Origin of the sequence: Sphingomonas aliaeris, from assembly GCF_016743815.1 — a bacterium.
Taxonomy (GTDB): domain Bacteria; phylum Pseudomonadota; class Alphaproteobacteria; order Sphingomonadales; family Sphingomonadaceae; genus Sphingomonas; species Sphingomonas aliaeris.
Genome location: NZ_CP061035.1, coordinates 3,227,625 through 3,246,244, shown reverse-complemented (window position 1 = coordinate 3,246,244; position 18,620 = coordinate 3,227,625). Strand labels below are relative to the sequence as shown.

Genomic DNA, 18,620 nt, shown 5'->3' with positions numbered 1-18,620 from the left:
ATCAAGGAGCCGCCGCCCGAAAGGGTGGCGGCTTTTTGCTGTCTACGCTCTGCGGCCCAAATGGCGGGTAACGTCGGCTAAAATCTTCACGCTGTAACGCGTCCGTAACGGCGCTGTCGTCCAACCTTCACGAACGCGCGGCAATGGCTCCCCAACGAAAAGGGGTTCCAAATGATAACGCGTATGTCTCTCGCGGCGATGCTGCTCGCCTCCGCTTCCACCGTCGACTCGATTGCCCAGGCTCAGACCGCGCCGGAGCCCCAGAACGCGCCCGCCGATGCCGATGATCGCGGCGGCAACGATATCATCGTCACCGCGCAGAAGATCGAACAGCGCGCGCAGGACGTTCCGATCACTATCTCGGCTTTGTCGGGCAAGCGGCTGGCAGAACTCGGCGTCAGCGATCTGGACGAACTGTCCAACTATGTCCCCGGCCTCAATATCCAGGAGCAGAGCGCCAACAATCCCGGCATCGTCATCCGCGGCATCACGTCGGATTCGGGATCGTCGCAGCAGGGGCCGCGCGTCACGCTGTATTATAACGGCGTCGACATCTCGCGGTCGCGCGGTTCGTATCAGGCGATCTACGATCTGGAACGCGTCGAAGTGATCAAGGGGCCGCAGGCGACCTTGTTCGGCACCGCATCGGCGGTCGGCGCGATCAGCCTGACCTCCGCCCGCCCGAAGCCCGGCTTTTCGGGCGCGCTGACCGGCGGATACGGCAATTACGACCAGACCCTGGTGTCGGGCTTCGTCAATGCCGGGTCAGACGTGCTCGCCGGTCGCGTCGCGTTCGAATGGAAGACGCGCGACGGCTATGTCGAGAACCTGTCCCCGCGTCAGAACAAGGAATTGTACGCGCAGGACCAACTCGGCGTGCGCGGCTCGCTCCGCTACACGCCGTCCGATGCGCTGACGATCGACCTGATCGGCACGTTCGATCGCCAGAAGAATGGCGGCACCCCGTTCGTATCGCGCGCGCTGCCGACGCAGGACGGCCCCGGCAATCCGTTCGGCCGCGCCAATCTCGGTGGCTCGCCGCTGTCGGCACAGGTGCTGGGTAACGATCAGCTCGGGCTCGACCGCAAGGTGTACGACGTCAACCTGACCGCCAGCTACGATTTCCACGACGGCTGGAACTTCACCACCGTCAACGGATACCGCAAGTTCGACAGTGCGGAGGTGTTCGACGCGGACGGCTCGGCCGCCTGGTATCTGGAATTCGCGGAGATCGCCAAGGGCTGGCAGGCGAGCCACGAAGGCCGCTTCTCCTATTCCGATCCGCACTGGCGCGCGTCGTTCGGCTGGAATGCGTTCGTCGAGGACAATATCCAGCGCGTCCCCTTCTCGTCGGAGGAAGGCACCTTCCTGCAATGCGCCGGGCGCGTCATCCCCAATCTGCCATGCATCGATACGGCGGGCGTGGTTCAGGCGGCGAATGCGACCAGCCAGCTGACCGGCGGCCTCGCCACGCAGATTCCGTACAGCTCGGTGTTCGAGAATGGCGGGCGCAACGACAGCTATTCGGTGTTCGCCGATACGACGTGGATCCCGGTCCCCGCGCTGGAACTCACAGCTGGCGTCCGCGTGCTGATCGAACAGCGCAAGTCGACCTTCTTTGCGCGCGTGCCACGCCCCGTCCTCAACCCTGCCGCCACCTCGCTCGTCCCCGGCCAGGTCGATACTGCGGGCCAGACCTATACGACGCAGGAAAGCTATGCGGCGGTCCTGCCGCGCTTCAATGCGCTGTACCGCTTCACGCCTGAGATCAACGTCTTCGCCACCGTGTCCAAGGGCCGCCGTTCGCCGGTCGTCCAGTTGAACGCGGCGCTTGCGGGCGGCGTGCCGCGGGCCAACCGGCAGTTGGTGCCGGAGGAGATCGTGTGGAATTACGAAGGCGGGTTGAAGGCGGATTTCGGCAAGGTTTCGGGGTCGGTCGGCGTCTATTACCAGAAATATGACGGCTTCCAGGTCAGCGTGACCCAGCCCAACGGTACCGCGATCACGCAGAGCGCGGGCTCGGCCGGCAACCTCGGCGTCGAGGCGGAGCTGAACGTACGGCCCGTGCGCTGGCTCAGCGTGTTCGGCAATTTCGGCTATATCAAGGGCGGCATCGACAAGAATAACAGCTTCGCGCCTACCTTCTCCGGCGCGCGTTTCCGTCTCCAGCCCGAATGGCAGGCGGCGGCGGGCTTCACCGTCAACGCGCCGATCGGTGGCGGAATGCGCGTCTTCGCGACGCCCAGCGTGACGTATCGCAGCCGGATCTTCTTCGAACTGCCGAACAGCGCGGCGCTGTCGCAGGGGCCGGTGACCCTGGTCAATGCCAAGGCCGGGATCAGCTTCGCCGAGGACAGGTTCGAACTGGCGGGCTTCCTGCGCAACGCCACGAACAAGGATTACCTGCTCGATGCCGGCAACACTGGTGGCGCGTTCGGTATCCCGACCTTCATCCCCGCCGAACCGCGTTTCTACGGCGCACAATTGACTGCGCGGTTCTGATCGGGTTCGTCTGTAAGCCGCTCTAAACCATGTCATTCCCGCGCAGGCGGGAATCCATAATCACTGACGTTCGAACCGGGATATGCAAACGTCAGCCAGTATGGATTCCCGCCTTCGCGGGAATGACGACGGCCCGAAACCACCGAAAGACAGCAGATCATGACCAATATCGGACGGCGCGGCGCACTTGCGCTAATCGGCAGCGGCGCGACCCTGGTACTTCCGGGCGGCACGCATGCGGCGACCCCGCGCGGCGCGACGTTCGACCACGGTGTCGCCAGCGGCGATCCCGCGCGCGACGGGGCGGTGCTGTGGACCCGCGCAACGCCCGCCGGTGGCGGTTCGGGGGACGTCGCGCTCGACTGGCACGTCTCCACCACTTTGGACGGAAAGCCGGTCCGGTCCGGCCGGGTCGTCGCACGCGCCGCGGCGGATCACACGGCGAAAGTCGAGGCGACCGGCCTGGCACCCGGGCAGGATCATTGGTTCTGGTTCACCGCGCCCGGTGGCATGAAATCGCCGGTCGGACGATTCCGCACCCTGCCTGTCGGAGCGGTCGATCGGCTCGTCATCGGGGTGGCGACATGTCAGCTTTATCCGGGCGGCTTCTTCAACGCCTATGCCGATATGGCCAAACAGCCCCGGCTCGATGCGGTCGTCCATCTCGGCGATTACATCTACGAATATGGCGAGGACGGCTATGGCGGCGATATCGGCAAGAAGATCGGTCGCGTCCCCGACCCGCGCCACGAAATCGTGTCGCTCGACGATTATCGCCGTCGCCACGCGCAGGTGAAGACCGATCCCGACATGCAGGCGGCGCATGCCCGTGCCGCGTTCATCTGCGTGTGGGACGATCACGAGGTCGCGAATGACGGCTGGATCGGTGGCGCCGAAAATCACGACCCGAAGACCGAAGGCAGTTGGGCCGCGCGCAAGGCGGCGGCGATGCAGGCCTATTTCGAATGGATGCCGATCCGTGAATCGCGTCGCGGGCTGGGGCGTGCGGCGATCTATCGCAGTTTCGAATTCGGCGATCTCGCGACGCTCGCAATGGTCGAGACGCGGTTGCTGGCCCGGTCCGAACAGGTCGCGCCCAAGGGGCAGGCGCCCACGCCCGACCAATATGCCGCCGCGATCGCCGAACGCGCGCGTCCCGATCGCGAATTGCTCGGGGCCGTGCAGCAACGCTGGCTGGAACAGACGCTGTCCGCATCGGTCCGCGCCGGGAAGCCGTGGCAGTTGCTCGGCAATCAGGTCGTCATGGCGCGCGTCGCGGGTCCCGATCTGGAAACCGGTCTTGCCGCGAAGGCCGTCGGCCCGGCGCTGGCGAAACTCTCCAACACGTGGCGCGACCGGCTAGAGGAAGCGAAGGCCAGTTACCGCGCGGGCCTGCCGTTCAACCTCGATTCCTGGGACGGCTATCCACCGGCGCGCGAACGCCTTTATGCCAGCTTCCGCAAGGCAAATTCGTCGCCGATCGTGCTTTCGGGCGACAGTCACGCCGCCTGGTCGAACGATCTGTACGATGACGGCGGAACGCTTGTCGCGACGGAATTCGGCGCCACCGCGATCACCAGCCCGTCCTACGGCTCGCTCCTGCCCGGCCTCGGCGCGGTGCTGGCCGAACAGAATCGCGAGGTGGCGTTCTGCGATCAGGATGCGAAAGGCTATATCCTGCTGACGCTGACCCCCGACGCCGCCACCGCCCAACATATCGGCCTGTCGACGGTCTTCAGCCGGACGTTCGACCGGCGCGTCGTCGCAACGCACCGGGTGACAAGCGGCGCGCGGGCCCCGGTGGCGACGGTCTGACAGGGTAAAGCGCGCGTCCTCATCGTTTGAGGCTTGATCGAACGCTGCCGACGTTCAAGGATGGTGCGAAGTCGCAACATCACTTGAACAAAGGACAATATCGCATGGCCGAGGATCGCCTGGACATCGACATGAAGACGCTCGAAGACGATATCGACCAGCAGCAGGTCGAATTCGAAGGCGAGGTGGAGGACGAACGCTATCTGTTCGCCGTCCAGTATTCGGTGCTGGAAGCGATCAGCGCGACGATCCCCGATGGCGACGCACTGGCCATCTTCAAGGCCCATACCGACGAAATCGCGGACGCAGCGTTGGTCGCTCTGGGTCGCGATCCGGATTCCGATACGATCGTGATCAGCGAAGACGATCTGGAATAAAGGTCAACCGCGCCAAGTCTTTATGGCGGCGTCATAGGCGCGGCGGCGTTCGTCCCGCCGTCTCTCCAGCGCCGCCATCTCCTCTTTCTGCGATGCGATAAGTTTACGCTTCTCCGCGGCCAATTCCGCCTCCCGACGGGCGATCTCGGCAAGCTCTTTCTCCTGCTCCTTCAGTAGTTTGTCGATCTCCACCTCGACCGCATCCAACGCCCCCCGGTCCGGCCGCGGTTGCGGTTCGGAAGCTTTCTCCGCGGTTCCTTTGCTACTTTTCGACGTCCCGCGTGGTTCCTTGGGCAATGCCGCCAGTTGCTCGGCCACCGACCCCCGCGATACCTTTATCACCGTGCCCGGCGAGGCCAGCGCAGCCTTCGCCAGCGCCGGATCCTCCACCAGCTCCGCCGCCCCGCGTGCAAACAGATCCTTCTTACTCCCCCACGCCTCAAGCGCCGCCTTCTTGCTCGGCGCCGCGACATAGGCGTCGTGGAAACCGACGGCGGTGCGAAAGACCTTCAACGCCTTCGGCTTGGGTGACGCGCGCCTAGCGATCCGCTCTGCTCCCGCGGTCGGACGGTTGCCCATCGGGTTCGGCACCGCCCGGCGTGTCCGGATCGTAATCCTCCCCGGCCTGACCACCCCCGCGCCGATACCGCTACCGCTGACGCCGCTGCCGGCCGGCAGGCTCTTGCGCTCCTGCTCCGCGCGCCACTCGGCCTGACCCGCACTGTCATATTCCTGGCCGGAATAGCCGCTGCCCGTCCCGACCTGCTTCAACCGCTCGTCGATCGGCGTGGCGAACTTCGGCCGCTTGCCGTTATCGGGGGAATATCCCGTTCGTCATCCTGCTCGGTCATCGACATCGTCGCATCCTTTCGTTCGCGTTCGATGCCTTACAACGCGCGATACGGCCATCCGGTGCGTCGTCCCTGCGAAACCCCCTTCCGATCACGCGGTTGCCGCCCTAGACGATGGGGATGGATCGCCGGAGCCAACGCCGCAGCTTCAACCTCCGGCGGAAAGGCCAGACGCCCGCCTGGCTGCGCTTGTTCTGGCGCGTCGCGCTCGCCGCCGCGCTGGTCGCGGTCGCCCTGACCGGCCATTGGCTGGACCGCGATGGGCTGCGCGACAATTATGACGGCGCGATCAGCTTCCTGGACGTGCTGTATTTCACCGTGATCACGGTAACGACGGTCGGTTACGGCGATATCGTGCCCGTTACGACGCACGCCCGGATGTTCGATACGTTCGTCGTGACGCCGGTCCGCCTGTTCGTCTGGCTCATCTTTCTGGGAACTGCCTATGACTTCGTCTTCAAACGGGTTTGGGAGAAATGGCGAATGAAGGTCATTCAGCGCAACCTGCACAATCATGTCGTCGTCGCGGGCTATGGCACCAGCGGGGCGCAGGCGGTGGACGAACTGATCAAGCGCGGCGCGGTGCCCGAAACGATCGTGGTGATCGACGATCACGCATCCGCGCTGGAGATTGCGGAAACCCACGGCGTGACCGTGATGGAAGGCGATGCGACGCGCAACGCGGTGCTGGAGGCGGCGCAAGTAGATCGCGCGAGCGCGGTGATCGTCGCCGCCGGACGCGACGACACCTCGATCCTCATCGTCCTCACCGCGCGCGGGCTCGCCGCGACCGTTCCGGTCAGCGTCGTGATCAAATCGCAGGATAACGAGGCGATCGCGCGGCAGGCGGGTGCGGACACCGTCATCAATCCGACGAGCCTGGCGGGCGTATTGCTCGCCGGTTCGACGCACGGCGCGCATATCGCGTCCTATATCTCCGATCTTGCGGGTGCGAGTGGCGAGGTGGCGTTGCGCGAACGCCCGGTCGCTGCGGATGAGATCGGCCACCCCCTGGCGCAGATCCGCACCGGCCTCGGGCACCGTATCTACCGCGGGAATACCAGCTTCTGCTTCTGGGACCCGGAGGCGCAGCAGTTGCAAGCGGGCGACATCATCGTCGAAGTGGTGCGGCAAAACGGGGTCGCCAATCTGCCCTAACGTCCCGGTGAAACGCAATATCTGGCGCGCGCTGAGTGGAAAATCCCGGTCGAGTTCCCCATCTACGCAGGGATAGGAGACATGGTTCATGACCACATATGCAAAGACTGCCGAGGCGATAGCCGCACTTACGCCCGAGGAATATCACGTCACGCAGGAAAGTGGGACGGAGCGGCCGGGCACGGGCAAGTATCTCGATAACAAACAGCCCGGCATCTATGTCGACATCGTGTCGGGTGAGCCGCTGTTCGCGTCCGCGGACAAGTTCGATTCGCATTGCGGCTGGCCGAGCTTCACCAAGCCGATCGAGCCGGCGCATGTCGAGGAGATCCGCGATACCTCGCACGGCATGGTCCGGACCGAAGTGCGTTCGGCGCATGGCGACAGCCATCTCGGTCATGTGTTCGATGACGGCCCGCGCGATCGGGGCGGCTTGCGCTACTGCATCAACTCCGCGTCGCTGCGCTTCGTGCATCGCGACGACATGGAGGCCGAGGGTTATGGCGCGTACCTGCCGCAGGTCGAGGATGTCGGCTGATTTCTGCGGCTGACGCCTGAGGTTTAGCTCCACCCGCCGCCGAGCGAACGAAACAGATCGACCTGCGCACCGGCGATGCGTGCATCGGCGGCGGCAAGGTCGGCATCTGCATCTGCGAACGTGCGCTCTGCGTCGAGGACGCTCAGAAAGTCGATCTGCCCCTCGCGTTGGCGTGCGCGGGTAATGCGTGCGGCGCGTTCGGCGCCGTTGCGCGCGGCTTGCAGCGCGGTGCGGCGGTCGAGTTCGCGAGCGTAGGTGGACATTGCCGTCTCGGTTTCCTGCAACGCCTGGAGCACCGTGCCGTCGAATTCGGCAAGCGCACCGCGCATGTCCGCTTCCGCTCCGGCGATCCGGGCGCGGGTCGCCCCGGTGTTCGGGAAGGTCCAGTTGATCAGCGACCCCACCAGCCAGCGCAGCGGACCGCCGCCGAAGACGTCGCCAAAACCGGTTCCCGTCGAGCCGACCGAGCCACCGAGTGAGATACGTGGATACAGGTCTGCGGTAGCCACGCCGATCCGCGCCGTGGCGGCGGCGAGACGGCGTTCGGCGGCGCGCACGTCGGGGCGCCGGGCCAGCAAGGCGGCGCCGTCGCCGACCGGGATCGGCTGCGTCAGGCGCGGCGTGCTGGTGCGTGCGGCGGCGATCGCGGGAAGCTCCTGCGGCGTCCGCCCGGTCAACGTGGCCAGCCGGAACAATGCGGCTTGCCGATCGGCCTGAAGCGCGGGGACGAGCGCGGCGCGTTGATCGCGCAACGTGGTGATGCGGATCGTGTCCAGCGGTGCAGCGCGTCCGGCCTCGACACGCTTGCCGGTCAACCGCGCGCTTTCATCCAGCAGCTTGACGACTCGCTCGGCGACGGCGAGTCGTTCGGCCGAGGCGGCGGCATCGACATAGGCGCGCGTGGTTGCCGCGACGATCGCGACGCGCACCGCATCGGCGTCGGCCTCCGCCGCACCGACATCGCCGCGCGCGGCCTCGATATTGCGCTTCACCCGGCCGGCCAAATCGAGTTCGTAAGCGACGTTGAACCCGATATCGACGCCCGCATCCTCCCGGTCCATGCCGGGCAGGCGCTGTGCGGCGGGCAGACGGGCATAGTTGGTATTCGTCACAATATTGGTCTGCGGCAAGCGGTCGTTACGCACACCGCGCAAGGACGCCCGCGCCGCATCAAGCCGGGCGACCGCGACGCGGATATCGGTATTGGCCTTCAGCGCATCGGCGACGAGCCCGTCGAGGACTGGATCGTCATACAGCCGCCACCAATGATCGCCGGCGGTCGTGGCAGCGATGCCGGGCTGGCCCGCGCCGATGAAGGAGGCCGTCGCTTTCGGCGCAGGGATCGGCGCGACATAGTTCGGGCCGGCGGCGCAGGCGGCGAGCGTCAGTGCGGAAAGGGAGGAGAGCAAAGCGCGTTTCATGGGACTGGCCTTTATTCGGCGGGCTGGAGCGCGGCGGGACCCGATTGGTCCGGTGCCGCCTTCGGTTTGCGACGCGACAGGCGGATCGCGAGGGCGCGGCACATGACGTAGAAGAAGGGGGTGAAGAAGAGGCCGAAGGCGGTGACGCCGATCATGCCGAAAAACACCGCCGTTCCAAGCGCTTGCCGCAGTTCCGCGCCTGCGCCGGTCGCGATCACCAGCGGAACGGTTCCGAGGATGAATGCGAAGCTGGTCATCAAGATCGGGCGAAGACGATCCTGCGCGGCGCGGACGGCGGCTTCGACCGGGGACAGGCCCTCCTGTTCCTCGGCCTGCCGGGCGAATTCGACCACGAGGATCGCGTTCTTCGCGGCCAATGCGATCAGCACGACCAGCCCGATCTGCGTCAGGACGTTATTGTCCATGCCGCGCAGGTTGACGCCGGTCATCGCCGCCAACAGGCACATCGGCACGATCAGGATGATCGCCAGCGGCAAGGTAAGGCTTTCATACTGCGCCGCGAGCACGAGGAAGACGAACACCACGGCCATGCCGAAGACCAGACCGGCGGTGCTGCCCGCCAGCTTCTGCTGGAAGGCGATCCCGGTCCATTCGTGCGAATAGCCGCTGGGCAGGCTGGCATCAGCAAGCTTCTCCATCGCGACCAGCGACTGGCCGGACGAGAAGCCGGGGGCGGTATCGCCATCGACCTCGACCGCGGGGCGGAGATTGTAGCGCACCACGCGGTACGGCCCGGTGCGATCCTCGAACGTGGCGACCGACCCGACCGGCACCATCTGCCCGGAATTCGAGCGCGTCTTCAGGTTGGCGATATCCGCCGTCGTATTCCGGAATGGAGCATCGGCCTGAGCAGTGACGCGGTAGGTGTGGCCGAGCATGTTGAAGTCGTTGACGAATGCGGACCCTAGATAGACCTGCAACGCCTCGAACACCCTTTCCGGGGGCACGCCCAGCATGTTCGCCTTGGTCCGGTCGACATCGGCGAAGATACGCGGCGTCGAGGTTTCGAAGAAGGTGTAGATCTGGGCCAGCCCTTCGGTCTGGTTGGCCTTGCCGATCAGGTCGTTGGAGGCCTTGGCGATCTCGCCATAGCTGCGGCCTTCCTGATCCTGCACCATCAGGCGATATCCGCCGGCCGAGCCGATCCCCTGGATCAAAGGTGGCGGGATGATGAGCAGGCGCGCCTCGTCGATGTCGCCGGTCGCCTTCTGCGCCTCGGCCATGATGCTGGCGAGCGTGACGCCGAGTTTCTCGCGCTCCTCGAACGACTTAAGCGGGATGTAGGCGGCGGCGGCGTTGGGGGCGAGCGTCTGCGACGGGCCGTCGAACCCGGCGAGCATCACCGCGCCCTTGACCCCGGCAAGCGGCAGGATGCGCTTGGCGACCTTCTGCATCACGGCGTCGGTGCGTTCGACCGACGCGCCGGGCGGCAACTGGATCACGGTGAGGAAATAGCCCTGATCCTGCGCGGGCACGAAGCCGGTCGGAGTCCAGGCGAACACACCGACGGTCAGCAGGATCAACGCGCCATAAAGCGCCGCCATCCGCCTGGGCGCGAGGACGAGGCGGCGGGTGAGCCCGGCATAGGCAAGGCTCATCCGTTCGAACGCCCGGTTGAAGGCGTCGCCGGCGCGGCGCACTGCGCGCTGCACGCGATTGTCGTCGGCCGCATCGGCATGCGGGCGCAGCAGCAGCGCGGCAAGTGCGGGCGACAAAGTCAGCGACAGGATCAGCGAGATGATCGTCGCGGTCGAGATCGTCACCGCGAACTGGCGGTAGAAGGCCCCGGACAGACCGGTGAGGAATACGGTGGGGATGAACACCGCGCACAGGACCAGCACGATCGCGACGAGCGCGCCGGACACCTCGTCCATCGACGTCCGTGCCGCCTCCAGCGGCGACAGGCCGCGTTCGAGGTTGCGTTCGACATTCTCGACCACGACGATCGCGTCGTCGACGACGATACCGATCGCAAGCACCAGCCCGAACAGCGACAGGTTGTTGAGCGAATATCCGACCGCCGCCAGCACTGCGAAGGTGCCGATAAGCGATACCGGAATGGCGATGATCGGGATGATCGCGGCGCGCCACTTCTGGAGGAAGACCAGGATGACGAGCACGACGAGGACCATCGCCTCGATCAGCGTGTGCTTCACCGCGTCGATCGACTGGGCGATGAATTCCGTCGGGTTGTAGATGACGCGGTAGCCGAGACCCTTGGGAAAGCGCTTCGACATCGCTTCCATCTCGGCATTGACCTTTTGCGCGGCGGCGAGCGCGTTGGAGCCGGGGCGCTGGAAAACCGCGACGACGACCGTCGGTTTGCCGCTGAGATAGGTGTTGGCGCCGTAATCCTGCGCGCCGAGTTCGACGCGCGCGACATCGGACACGCGGACCTGACGCCCGGTCGCGTCGGTGCGGATCACGACATCGCCGAACTGCTTGGGATCGGTCAGGCGGCCCTGCGTTTCGACGTTGAGCTGGAAGGCGTTGCCCTGGGCATAGGGTGGCTGGCCGAGCGTGCCGGCGGCGACCTGCACGTTCTGCGCGCGCAGGGCGGCGACGATCTCGCCGGCCGTCAGGTCGAGCGCGGCGGCGCGGCCGGGATCGATCCAGATACGCATGGAATAATCGCGTGCGCCGAACAATTGCACGTCGCCTACGCCGTCGATCCGCGACAGGCGATCGCGCACCTGCGTCAGCGCATAGTTGGAGATGTATCCGCGATCGAGCGAGTCGTCGGGGGAAACCATGTTGACGACCATCAGGAAATCGGGCGACGTCTTGCGCGTGACCACGCCCAGTCGCTGCACGTCCTCCGGCAGGCGCGGCACGGCGACGGCGACGCGGTTCTGCACCAGCACCTGCGCGGCATCCAGATCGGTACCGATCTTGAACGTCACGGTGATCGTCAGCTTGCCGTCGCCGGTCGATTGCGACGACTGGTACAGCATGTTGTCGACGCCGTTGATCTCCTGCTCGATCGGTGCGGCGACCGTCTCCGCGACGGTTTCCGCGCTCGCGCCGGGATAGACCGCGCTGACTGTGACGGTCGGCGGTACGATGTCGGGATATTGCGACACCGGCAGGCTGAGATAGGCGATCGCTCCGACAAGCGTGATGATGACGGCGATCACCGCGGCGAAGATCGGCCGCGTGATGAAGAAGCGCGAGAAGCGCATGATTTGTGTCCCGACTGGAGAGGCTGTGGGATGACTTCGGTTATGGGCGCGTCGAAGGATTACGCTTGCCCGCGATGGGCAAGACGTTCGGGCTTCTTACGTTCGCGGTCGGGATATCAGCCGGGCGGAGCGGCCAGGGTCGCGTCGCTCGCGATCGGCTGCGCGGCGGCGGGAGCGGATGCGGGCTGGGCGACGATCTTGCCGGGCCGTGGCGCGACCGTCGCCCCCGGCATCGCCATCTGCGTGCCCGTGACGATGACGCGGTCGGTGGGTGCAAGCCCGGAACGGATGATGCGCAGGCCGTCTATCACCGGGCCGAGCGTCACGGGCTTGGCGACGACGGCATTCTGGCGATCAATGGTCAACACGACCTTGCGCGCCTGATCCGTCTGCACGGCGGTGTCGGGAACGAGCAGCGCCTTGACCGTGCCACCGCTCGACAAGCGCATGTTGCCGAACATGCCGGGGGTGAGGAAATGCCCCGGATTGGCGAGTATGGCGCGACCGCGGATCGTGCCGGAGCGCTGGTCGAGACCGTTGTCGGTAAAGTCGAGATGGCCTTTCCAGCGGTGATCCGTTTCATCCTGAAGCTGGATCTCGACCGCGGCGGGCGCTGCGCCGGGCTGACGCGCGCGCTGCGTCTTCAGGTACAACGCCTCCGAGCCGTCGAACGTGAAGTAGATCGGATCGAGTGCATTGATCGTGGTGAGGACGCTGCCGCCGGTGCCTTCGCCGCCGGCGACCTGGTTGCCGGCATCGACCTTGCGATCGGAGACGCGGCCGGAGATCGGCGCGCGGACCTGAGTGAATTCGACGTCGAGCGCGCGGGCGCGGACACGGGCGGTGGCTGCGGCGAGCGCCGCCTGGGACGCCTGGACCTTGGCGCGCAGGGAATCGACTTCGCTCGCGGAGATCGCCTCGTCGTCGACGAGCCGCGCGGCGCGTGCATAATCCGATCGGGCGAGTGCCAGCGCGCTGGCGGCGCTGGCGACATTGGCGCGCGCCTCGGCCAAAGCCGCCGCGAAAGGACGTGGATCGATACTGAAGAGCAACTGGCCCTTTCGCACGATTTCACCGTCACGGAAGTGGATGCCGGTGACTTCGCCGGAGACGCGGGGGCGGATTTCTACAGCGCGGCTCGGGGTGAACCGGCCGACATATTGGTCCCATTCGTTGACCTCGCGGACCAGAGGGGCAGCGACGGTCACTGCGGCGGGCGGGGGGACGGCGGCGGTGGCGGGGGCGTCGTTCAGGAGCTTTGCGCCGAGACCGCCGGCCAAGGCGAGCGGGACGAGCACCAGTGCGCCGCGCTGCCATGCGGGCCTGCGCTTGTCCGGTTCCGGCGGGGGCGCTGGTGCGTCGTCCGCCTTGGCCTCGATCGGAGTGATCATGTTCATGCGGCGACCTTCCAGGCGAGCTGACCGACCGACCCGCCGGTGACGCTGGCGACCAGCACCTCGGCCTGCCCCATGCTGAACCCGGCCTTCAGGAAGGCGGACACCTCCGCGGCGGGAAGGGCATAGCCGCGCCGCCAGGCATAGACGGCAAGCCGGCGGAGCATTTCCAGCCGCGGCTCGGCAAGGCGCGAATTGACGCCAAGGCCGAACACCGTGCCGATTGCGCGGGAAACGCGCCCCGGCGCCTTCAGGCTGCCGATCGAATCCTTCTTGGCGAGTGCGATGACGCTCCATTCGAGCGCCGTGAAGCCGGCTTTCGTTTCTTTGCGAACGTCCGCCGACGGACCCGAGAACATCTCTTCGATACCCAGATAAGCCATGTAATTTCCCCTTGTGGCTCAGGCATGGCGGGGCGATCGCCGCCGACCCGATCGTCGGAGGTGCAGACCCTGCGAGGCGCAGTTGATTGATCCCGGACCACGTTTCGCAGTGGGCGGGCCGTTTGAATGATGATGATGAAAGCGGACGATCGATGGATCGTCCGAAGGATCAGGTAGTTGCGGTCTTCATTGGCGGTGGTCCTTCACCGTTTTCGCCGCATCCGGATCAGGACGAAGCTTCGATACCGAGTGGTATATAATGTTCCGTTGCACTGCGTCAACGACTTTATGTACCGGGCGGTATTTTATTTTTCAGCGGGTCGGCCACACCAGCATCGTCGTCTCGACGAGCTGCCTGAGTTCGACGCAACTGGCCCCCGAGCTCGATTGTACGGACATCCCCTGGAGCAGCGCGTACAGGAACCGCGTGAGTGCGAACGGGGTCAGGCCCTCGGGCAGTTCGCCCTCCGCCTGCGCACGTTCGAACCGCGCGATCAGCGCCGCCTCGGACGACGCGCGCCGCGTGGTCAGGTCCGCCTTGATCGACTCGGCTTCGGAACCGCAACAGGTGACGGTCGAGATGACCCCCATACAGCCTTTTGGGTCGCCGGTATTCAGATGGATCTGGAGTGCACCCTGCAGGAAACGCTCCGCGACGCCGCGCGCCGTCGGCGCTTCGAGCGCGGCAACGGTATAGGCGAGCTTTTCGCGTTCGTAGAGGTCCAACGCCTTGTGAAACAGCGCTTCCTTGTTACCGAACGCCGCATAGAGGCTGGGCTTGGTGATGCCCATCTCGGCGGTCAATTCCGCCATCGATGCGCTTTCGTAGCCGTTGCGCCAGAAGACGCGAAGTGCCGCCGTGAGTGCGACATCCGTGTCGAACTCGCGTGGGCGGCCCTTTACGGGCGGGGAGGCTGTGCATTGTTCCATACCGATCGGTATATAGTGCCGCCGGGGCCGAACGTCCAGTGTCGTCGGTCCTTCGCGCAATGTTAGGCGAACGCTTTGCCTCGACCGAAACTATGTTATGCTCCGTGTTCCAAAAGAGCCGATATCCGGCCGGAGAAGGGGGCGCATGTCGACAGGATCGATGGGGCTTTGGGAAATCATCGGGCAATCGGACCAGTCTCCGATCTGCGCGTTCGACCACGAATACCGCATGATAGCGTTCAATCGGGCGCATAGCGACGAGTTTTTCCGCATCTATGGTTACCGCGTGCAGATCGGTGACGTGTTCCCCGATCTGTTTCTGCCCGAACAGGCGGACGTCATCCGGGGGTTCATGACGCGGGCGCTGTTGGGCGAAGTCTTCAACGTTACCGAGGAGTTCGGCGATCCCGAACTCAACAAGCCGTATTGGGATATTTCCTATGCGCCGCTGCGCGATGCACACGGGACGATCATCGGCGCATTTCACCACGCCAAGGATATCAGCGCGCGGTTGCGCGCAGAGGCTGCGTTGCGCGAGACCGAGGATGCGCTGCGCCAGAGCCAGAAGATGGAAGCGGTGGGGCAACTGACCGGAGGCGTCGCGCACGATTTCAACAATCTGCTGACGATCGTGCAATCCGCGGTCGAGATGCTGAAACTGCCGAACCAGAAGGAGGAACGGCGTGCGCGCTATGTCGGTGCGATCGGTGAGGCGGTGGGGCGGGCGTCGAAGCTGACGCAGCAGTTGCTCGCCTTCGCGCGGCGGCAGGCCCTGAAGCCGACCGTGTTCGATATCGGCGGCAACATCCGCGCGATCGACGAGATGATGCGGACGCTGGTCGGATCGCGGATCTCGATCGAGGTCGATATTCCGGACGGGTCGTTCGCCGTGAATGCCGATACGAACCAGTTCGATACCGCGTTGGTCAACATGGTCGCCAATGCGCGCGACGCGATGGGGGGTGCCGGGCGGCTGAAGATCTCCGCGCGGGCCGTGCAGGCGATACCGGCGTTGCGCGAGCGTCCGGTGATCCAAGGCGATTTCGTCGCGGTGACGATCACCGATACGGGCGCGGGGATCGAACAAGGCGAACGCGCGCGTATCTTCGAGCCGTTCTTCACGACCAAGCCGGTCGGTCACGGCACCGGGCTGGGCCTGTCGCAGGTGTTCGGGTTCGCGCGGCAATCGGGCGGCGACATCCAGGTCGAGAGCGAGATCGGTTCGGGGAGCAGCTTCACCCTGTACCTGCCGCAGGTCGCCGCGGTCGAAAAGGCGGAAGCGGTGGCCGCCGTCGATGCCGAGGGCAATGACGTCGTGCGATGCGTGCTGGTGGTCGAGGACAATGCCGAGGTCGCGGCGAGCACGGTGGATGCGCTGGACCAATTGGGCTTCACCACCGTCCTGGCGACCAACGGCGTCGAGGGGCTGAAGGAGGTCAAGGCCGATGCCGCGCGGTTCGATGTGGTGTTTTCGGACGTGGTGATGCCCGGGATGACCGGCATGGAGATGGGTCGTGCGATCCGCGAGATGAACGTCGGGCTGCCGGTGGTGCTGGCGAGCGGGTACAGCCATGTGCTCGCGGCGAGCGGGACGGACGGGTTCGAACTGATCCAGAAGCCGTATTCGATCGACCACGTATCCCGCGTGCTGCGGCGCGCGGCGGGGACGAGGATCCGCGAGGCGGCGTGACGGGACTCGTCAGGGCTTCTCGGTGAAGCGCTTGACCTTGACGGGCAGGTCCTTGCCCTTGGTGCGGCGGGAGGGGATCTGGACCGGGTTCTTCTTCTTCCATTCGGCCCAGGTCATCGGGCCGTCGGGCGTGTCGATCATCTGGTCGTCGATAGACATAAAGCGTTCCGTGGTCGGTGAAGAAAGAGCGTGCGGGGTCTGAACGCGCGCCGCAAGCCTGTGTTGCATCGCCTTATCCGGCCAGTAGCGCGCGGGGCAGCGTGAGGGTCACGGCGAGCCCCCAGCCGGCGCGTTCGGAACGGCCGAGCGACAGCGTGCCGCCGTTCAGTTCAGCCAGTTCCTGCACGATCGACAGGCCGAAGCCATAGCCTTCGCCCGCCTCGTCGAGCCTTTGACCGGGAACGAGCGCGTCGCGCATCGCGGTTTCCGCAAGCCCAGGGCCATCATCCTCGATCAGGATCGTCGCCAGCGTATTTAGGACCTCCACACGAACGGACAACTCCGACCGGGCATGACGGCGGGCATTGTCGAGCAGATTGCCCAGCATCTCGTCCAGATCCTGCGGATCGACAGCAAGCGCGAGATCGGCGGGGACGTCGGTTTCGAAGCGCACCGGGCGATCGGCGTGAAGGCGGTCGAGTACGGTCGCGAGATCCATGAGGGCGGGCAGGAGCGGCGTGCGCGCGCGGCTGCGTCCGGCGGGCGTGGCGGCGCGGGCGCGGCCGAGATGATGGCGGACGCGGGCATCGACTTCTGCCACCATCGCCGACAAGCTGCCGTCCGGATCGCGGCCGTCTTCGCTGAGTTTCATCGCAAGCGCGGCGAGCGGGGTCTTCATGCCATGCGCCAGATTGGAAACGTGGCGACGCGCGGCGGAAAGGCCGGCCTCGTTCTGGTCGATCAGCGCGTTCAGTTCGCCGACGATCCCGGCGAGTTCCTCCGGCTGGTCGGCGGGCACGTGGCTCCTCCGTCCGGCGCGCACGTCGACCAACGCGGTGCGCAGCCTGGTCAGCGGGCGCAGGCCGAGCCGGAGTTGCACGAAGGTCGCGACGCCCAGGCCGATGCCGAGGATGGCGAGCGAGGCGAGCAACGGCAGAAGCGCCTCGCGCAGCGGCGCGGCGACGACGCGACGTGGGCCAGCGGCTGCGATCGTGACCGGGCCGGCCGGGGTCGCGACGACCGTCTGTCGCGCGTGCAGCCGTTGCCCGGAGGAGTCGTCTATCTCGCCGGGTCGGATGCCGTCATCGTCGTGGCGAGGGCCGTCGTCGTGCCGGAGGGCCGGGTCGGGGCGGGGGGCGCGTGCGTCGGGGGAGCGGATTACGGGAACGTCCGGGGCACCGGCTGCGCTGGTAAAGTGTCCTGTGGGGCCATCGACGCGCCACGACCAGCCCGAGCCGATCCGGCCGAAATCGGGGAGGTCGACGGCGCGGGCGGTGTCGAGCGTGCCGTCCGGGCGGACCGCGCGGGCGAGGATACGCACCTGCGTATCGAGGCGTTCGTCCAGTCCGCGCATCACGACTCGTTCCAGCACATGGCCGATCGCGAAGCCCGCAAACAGCAAGGCGGCGAGCGTCGAGGCCGCGGCGATCAACAGCAGGCGACCGCGTAGGGACCGGAGCCAGCGGTTCATGCGCCGCCGGTCAATCGGTAGCCGCGGCCACGCACCGTCTCGATCATTTCGGCGCCGATCTTGCGGCGCAGACGACCGATAATGACCTCGATCGAGTTGGAATCCACGTCCGCATCGCCTTCATAGACGCGTTCGATAAGGTCGGCGCGCTCGATCACCACTTCGCGGCGAAGCATCAGTTGCGACAGAACGCGCCATTCGAACGCGGTAAGCTTGAGCGGCAGGCCGTCCAGTTCGAACGTACCCAGCTGTGCATCGAAGACCAGCGGCCCGCAGGCGACGCGGGCCGAGGCGTGCCCGGCGGCACGGCGCACGAGCGCGCGGAGCCGCATCACGACCTCCTCGATACGGAACGGCTTGGTCAGGTAATCGTCGGCACCGGCCTTGAACCCCTCGACCTTTTCCGACCAGCCGTCCCGCGCGGTGAGGATCAGCACGGGCAGGTTGCGGGCGGCGGCGCGCCAGTCGCGCAATACCGACAGGCCATCGCGCCTGGGCAATCCGAGGTCGAGAATCGCAACGTCGTAGAGTTCGGTGGCGCCGAGATGCCCGCCATCCTCGCCATTCGTCGCGACATCGACGGCAAAGTTTTCCGCGCGGAGCGCGCGCGATGCCGTCGGCGAGCGTCGCGTCATCCTCGACCAGCAATACCCGCACAGCAACACCTCCGCCGGGCGGACTAGCCCTTTCGACCAAACCGAAACTGAACGGAGCGGTTCAGTGTGGGT

General features: G+C 65.9%; 14 protein-coding genes and 1 pseudogene. 6 read left to right on the top strand and 9 right to left on the bottom strand.

The features are described from left to right. The first annotated feature begins 171 nt into the window (after window positions 1–171). From H5J25_RS15295 to H5J25_RS15285, 3 genes are all read left to right on the top strand, one after another. Entirely contained in the window at window positions 172–2,502 is a 2,331-nt protein-coding gene (locus tag H5J25_RS15295) for a TonB-dependent receptor (protein ID WP_225883165.1), read from the top strand. A gap of 159 nt (window positions 2,503–2,661) precedes the next feature. Then, on the top strand, window positions 2,662–4,317 hold the full coding sequence (locus H5J25_RS15290; protein ID WP_202092492.1) for an alkaline phosphatase D family protein: 1,656 nt from the start codon (window positions 2,662–2,664) through the stop codon (window positions 4,315–4,317). Between the two features lie 104 nt (window positions 4,318–4,421). Continuing rightward, on the top strand, window positions 4,422–4,694 hold the full coding sequence (locus H5J25_RS15285; RefSeq protein ID WP_202092490.1) for a DUF1488 family protein: 273 nt from the start codon (window positions 4,422–4,424) through the stop codon (window positions 4,692–4,694). A gap of 3 nt (window positions 4,695–4,697) precedes the next feature. Here H5J25_RS15285 and H5J25_RS15280 read toward each other — a convergent pair whose 3' ends face one another. Then, window positions 4,698–5,465, bottom strand: coding sequence for a hypothetical protein (locus H5J25_RS15280; RefSeq protein WP_225883164.1), 768 nt, complete (start codon window positions 5,463–5,465; stop codon window positions 4,698–4,700). 200 nt (window positions 5,466–5,665) lie between these two features. Between H5J25_RS15280 and H5J25_RS15275 the strand changes: the two genes are divergently transcribed. Further along, window positions 5,666–6,703: a potassium channel family protein gene (locus H5J25_RS15275; RefSeq protein WP_202092487.1), complete on the top strand. Its 1,038-nt coding sequence runs from the start codon at window positions 5,666–5,668 to the stop codon at window positions 6,701–6,703. A gap of 88 nt (window positions 6,704–6,791) precedes the next feature. Continuing rightward, a complete protein-coding gene (gene msrB / locus H5J25_RS15270; RefSeq protein ID WP_202092485.1) occupies window positions 6,792–7,241 on the top strand; it encodes a peptide-methionine (R)-S-oxide reductase MsrB in 450 nt (149 codons plus the stop codon). Between the two features lie 23 nt (window positions 7,242–7,264). Here msrB and H5J25_RS15265 read toward each other — a convergent pair whose 3' ends face one another. The 5 genes from H5J25_RS15265 to H5J25_RS15245 all read right to left on the bottom strand — a co-directional run bounded on the left by H5J25_RS15265 (window position 7,265) and on the right by H5J25_RS15245 (window position 14,572). Continuing rightward, on the bottom strand, window positions 7,265–8,662 hold the full coding sequence (locus H5J25_RS15265) for an efflux transporter outer membrane subunit (RefSeq protein ID WP_202092483.1): 1,398 nt from the start codon (window positions 8,660–8,662) through the stop codon (window positions 7,265–7,267). Window positions 8,663–8,673: 11 nt separating this feature from the next. Further along, the gene (locus tag H5J25_RS15260; RefSeq protein ID WP_202092481.1) at window positions 8,674–11,865 is read right to left on the bottom strand and encodes an efflux RND transporter permease subunit; all 3,192 of its coding nucleotides are present in this window, start codon (window positions 11,863–11,865) and stop codon (window positions 8,674–8,676) included. Window positions 11,866–11,981: 116 nt separating this feature from the next. Next, window positions 11,982–13,262 (bottom strand): efflux RND transporter periplasmic adaptor subunit, encoded by a 1,281-nt coding sequence (locus H5J25_RS15255; RefSeq protein ID WP_202092479.1) that lies wholly within the window; start codon window positions 13,260–13,262, stop codon window positions 11,982–11,984. Beyond that, on the bottom strand, window positions 13,259–13,642 hold the full coding sequence (locus H5J25_RS15250) for a hypothetical protein (RefSeq protein WP_202092478.1): 384 nt from the start codon (window positions 13,640–13,642) through the stop codon (window positions 13,259–13,261). The genes H5J25_RS15255 and H5J25_RS15250 overlap by 4 nt, the downstream gene beginning before the upstream one ends. A gap of 312 nt (window positions 13,643–13,954) precedes the next feature. Continuing rightward, on the bottom strand, window positions 13,955–14,572 hold the full coding sequence (locus H5J25_RS15245) for a TetR/AcrR family transcriptional regulator (protein ID WP_202092476.1): 618 nt from the start codon (window positions 14,570–14,572) through the stop codon (window positions 13,955–13,957). A 145-nt stretch (window positions 14,573–14,717) separates the two neighbouring features. Between H5J25_RS15245 and H5J25_RS15240 the strand changes: the two genes are divergently transcribed. Then, window positions 14,718–16,262 carry a PAS domain-containing sensor histidine kinase gene (locus H5J25_RS15240; protein WP_225883163.1) on the top strand — a complete coding sequence of 515 codons (1,545 nt, stop codon included), beginning with the start codon at window positions 14,718–14,720 and terminating at the stop codon, window positions 16,260–16,262. Window positions 16,263–16,271: 9 nt separating this feature from the next. On the opposite strand, the gene H5J25_RS15235 is transcribed toward H5J25_RS15240, so the two are convergent. The 3 genes and pseudogenes from H5J25_RS15235 to H5J25_RS15225 form a co-directional block, all read right to left on the bottom strand. After that, on the bottom strand, window positions 16,272–16,421 hold the full coding sequence (locus H5J25_RS15235) for a hypothetical protein (RefSeq protein WP_202092465.1): 150 nt from the start codon (window positions 16,419–16,421) through the stop codon (window positions 16,272–16,274). Between the two features lie 73 nt (window positions 16,422–16,494). Further along, a complete protein-coding gene (locus tag H5J25_RS15230) occupies window positions 16,495–17,892 on the bottom strand; it encodes a sensor histidine kinase (protein ID WP_202092463.1) in 1,398 nt (465 codons plus the stop codon). Then, window positions 17,889–18,549 (bottom strand): annotated as a pseudogene (locus tag H5J25_RS15225) (response regulator transcription factor). The gene H5J25_RS15230 and the pseudogene H5J25_RS15225 overlap by 4 nt, the downstream one beginning before the upstream one ends. Window positions 18,550–18,620: the final 71 nt, after the last annotated feature.

Excerpts from the sequence above, each read along its gene's own strand:
- H5J25_RS15240 (WP_225883163.1), top strand. The coding sequence starts at position 14,718 with ATGTCGACAGGATCGATGGGGCTTTGGGAAATCATCGGGCAATCGGAC.
- H5J25_RS15265 (WP_202092483.1), bottom strand. The coding sequence starts at position 8,662 with ATGAAACGCGCTTTGCTCTCCTCCCTTTCCGCACTGACGCTCGCCGCC.
- H5J25_RS15235 (WP_202092465.1), bottom strand. The coding sequence starts at position 16,421 with ATGTCTATCGACGACCAGATGATCGACACGCCCGACGGCCCGATGACC.
- H5J25_RS15275 (WP_202092487.1), top strand. The coding sequence starts at position 5,666 with ATGGATCGCCGGAGCCAACGCCGCAGCTTCAACCTCCGGCGGAAAGGC.
- H5J25_RS15260 (WP_202092481.1), bottom strand. The coding sequence starts at position 11,865 with ATGCGCTTCTCGCGCTTCTTCATCACGCGGCCGATCTTCGCCGCGGTG.
- H5J25_RS15230 (WP_202092463.1), bottom strand. The coding sequence starts at position 17,892 with ATGAACCGCTGGCTCCGGTCCCTACGCGGTCGCCTGCTGTTGATCGCC.
- H5J25_RS15250 (WP_202092478.1), bottom strand. The coding sequence starts at position 13,642 with ATGGCTTATCTGGGTATCGAAGAGATGTTCTCGGGTCCGTCGGCGGAC.
- H5J25_RS15295 (WP_225883165.1), top strand. The coding sequence starts at position 172 with ATGATAACGCGTATGTCTCTCGCGGCGATGCTGCTCGCCTCCGCTTCC.
- H5J25_RS15245 (WP_202092476.1), bottom strand. The coding sequence starts at position 14,572 with ATGGAACAATGCACAGCCTCCCCGCCCGTAAAGGGCCGCCCACGCGAG.
- msrB (WP_202092485.1), top strand. The coding sequence starts at position 6,792 with ATGACCACATATGCAAAGACTGCCGAGGCGATAGCCGCACTTACGCCC.
- H5J25_RS15255 (WP_202092479.1), bottom strand. The coding sequence starts at position 13,262 with ATGAACATGATCACTCCGATCGAGGCCAAGGCGGACGACGCACCAGCG.
- H5J25_RS15285 (WP_202092490.1), top strand. The coding sequence starts at position 4,422 with ATGGCCGAGGATCGCCTGGACATCGACATGAAGACGCTCGAAGACGAT.
- H5J25_RS15290 (WP_202092492.1), top strand. The coding sequence starts at position 2,662 with ATGACCAATATCGGACGGCGCGGCGCACTTGCGCTAATCGGCAGCGGC.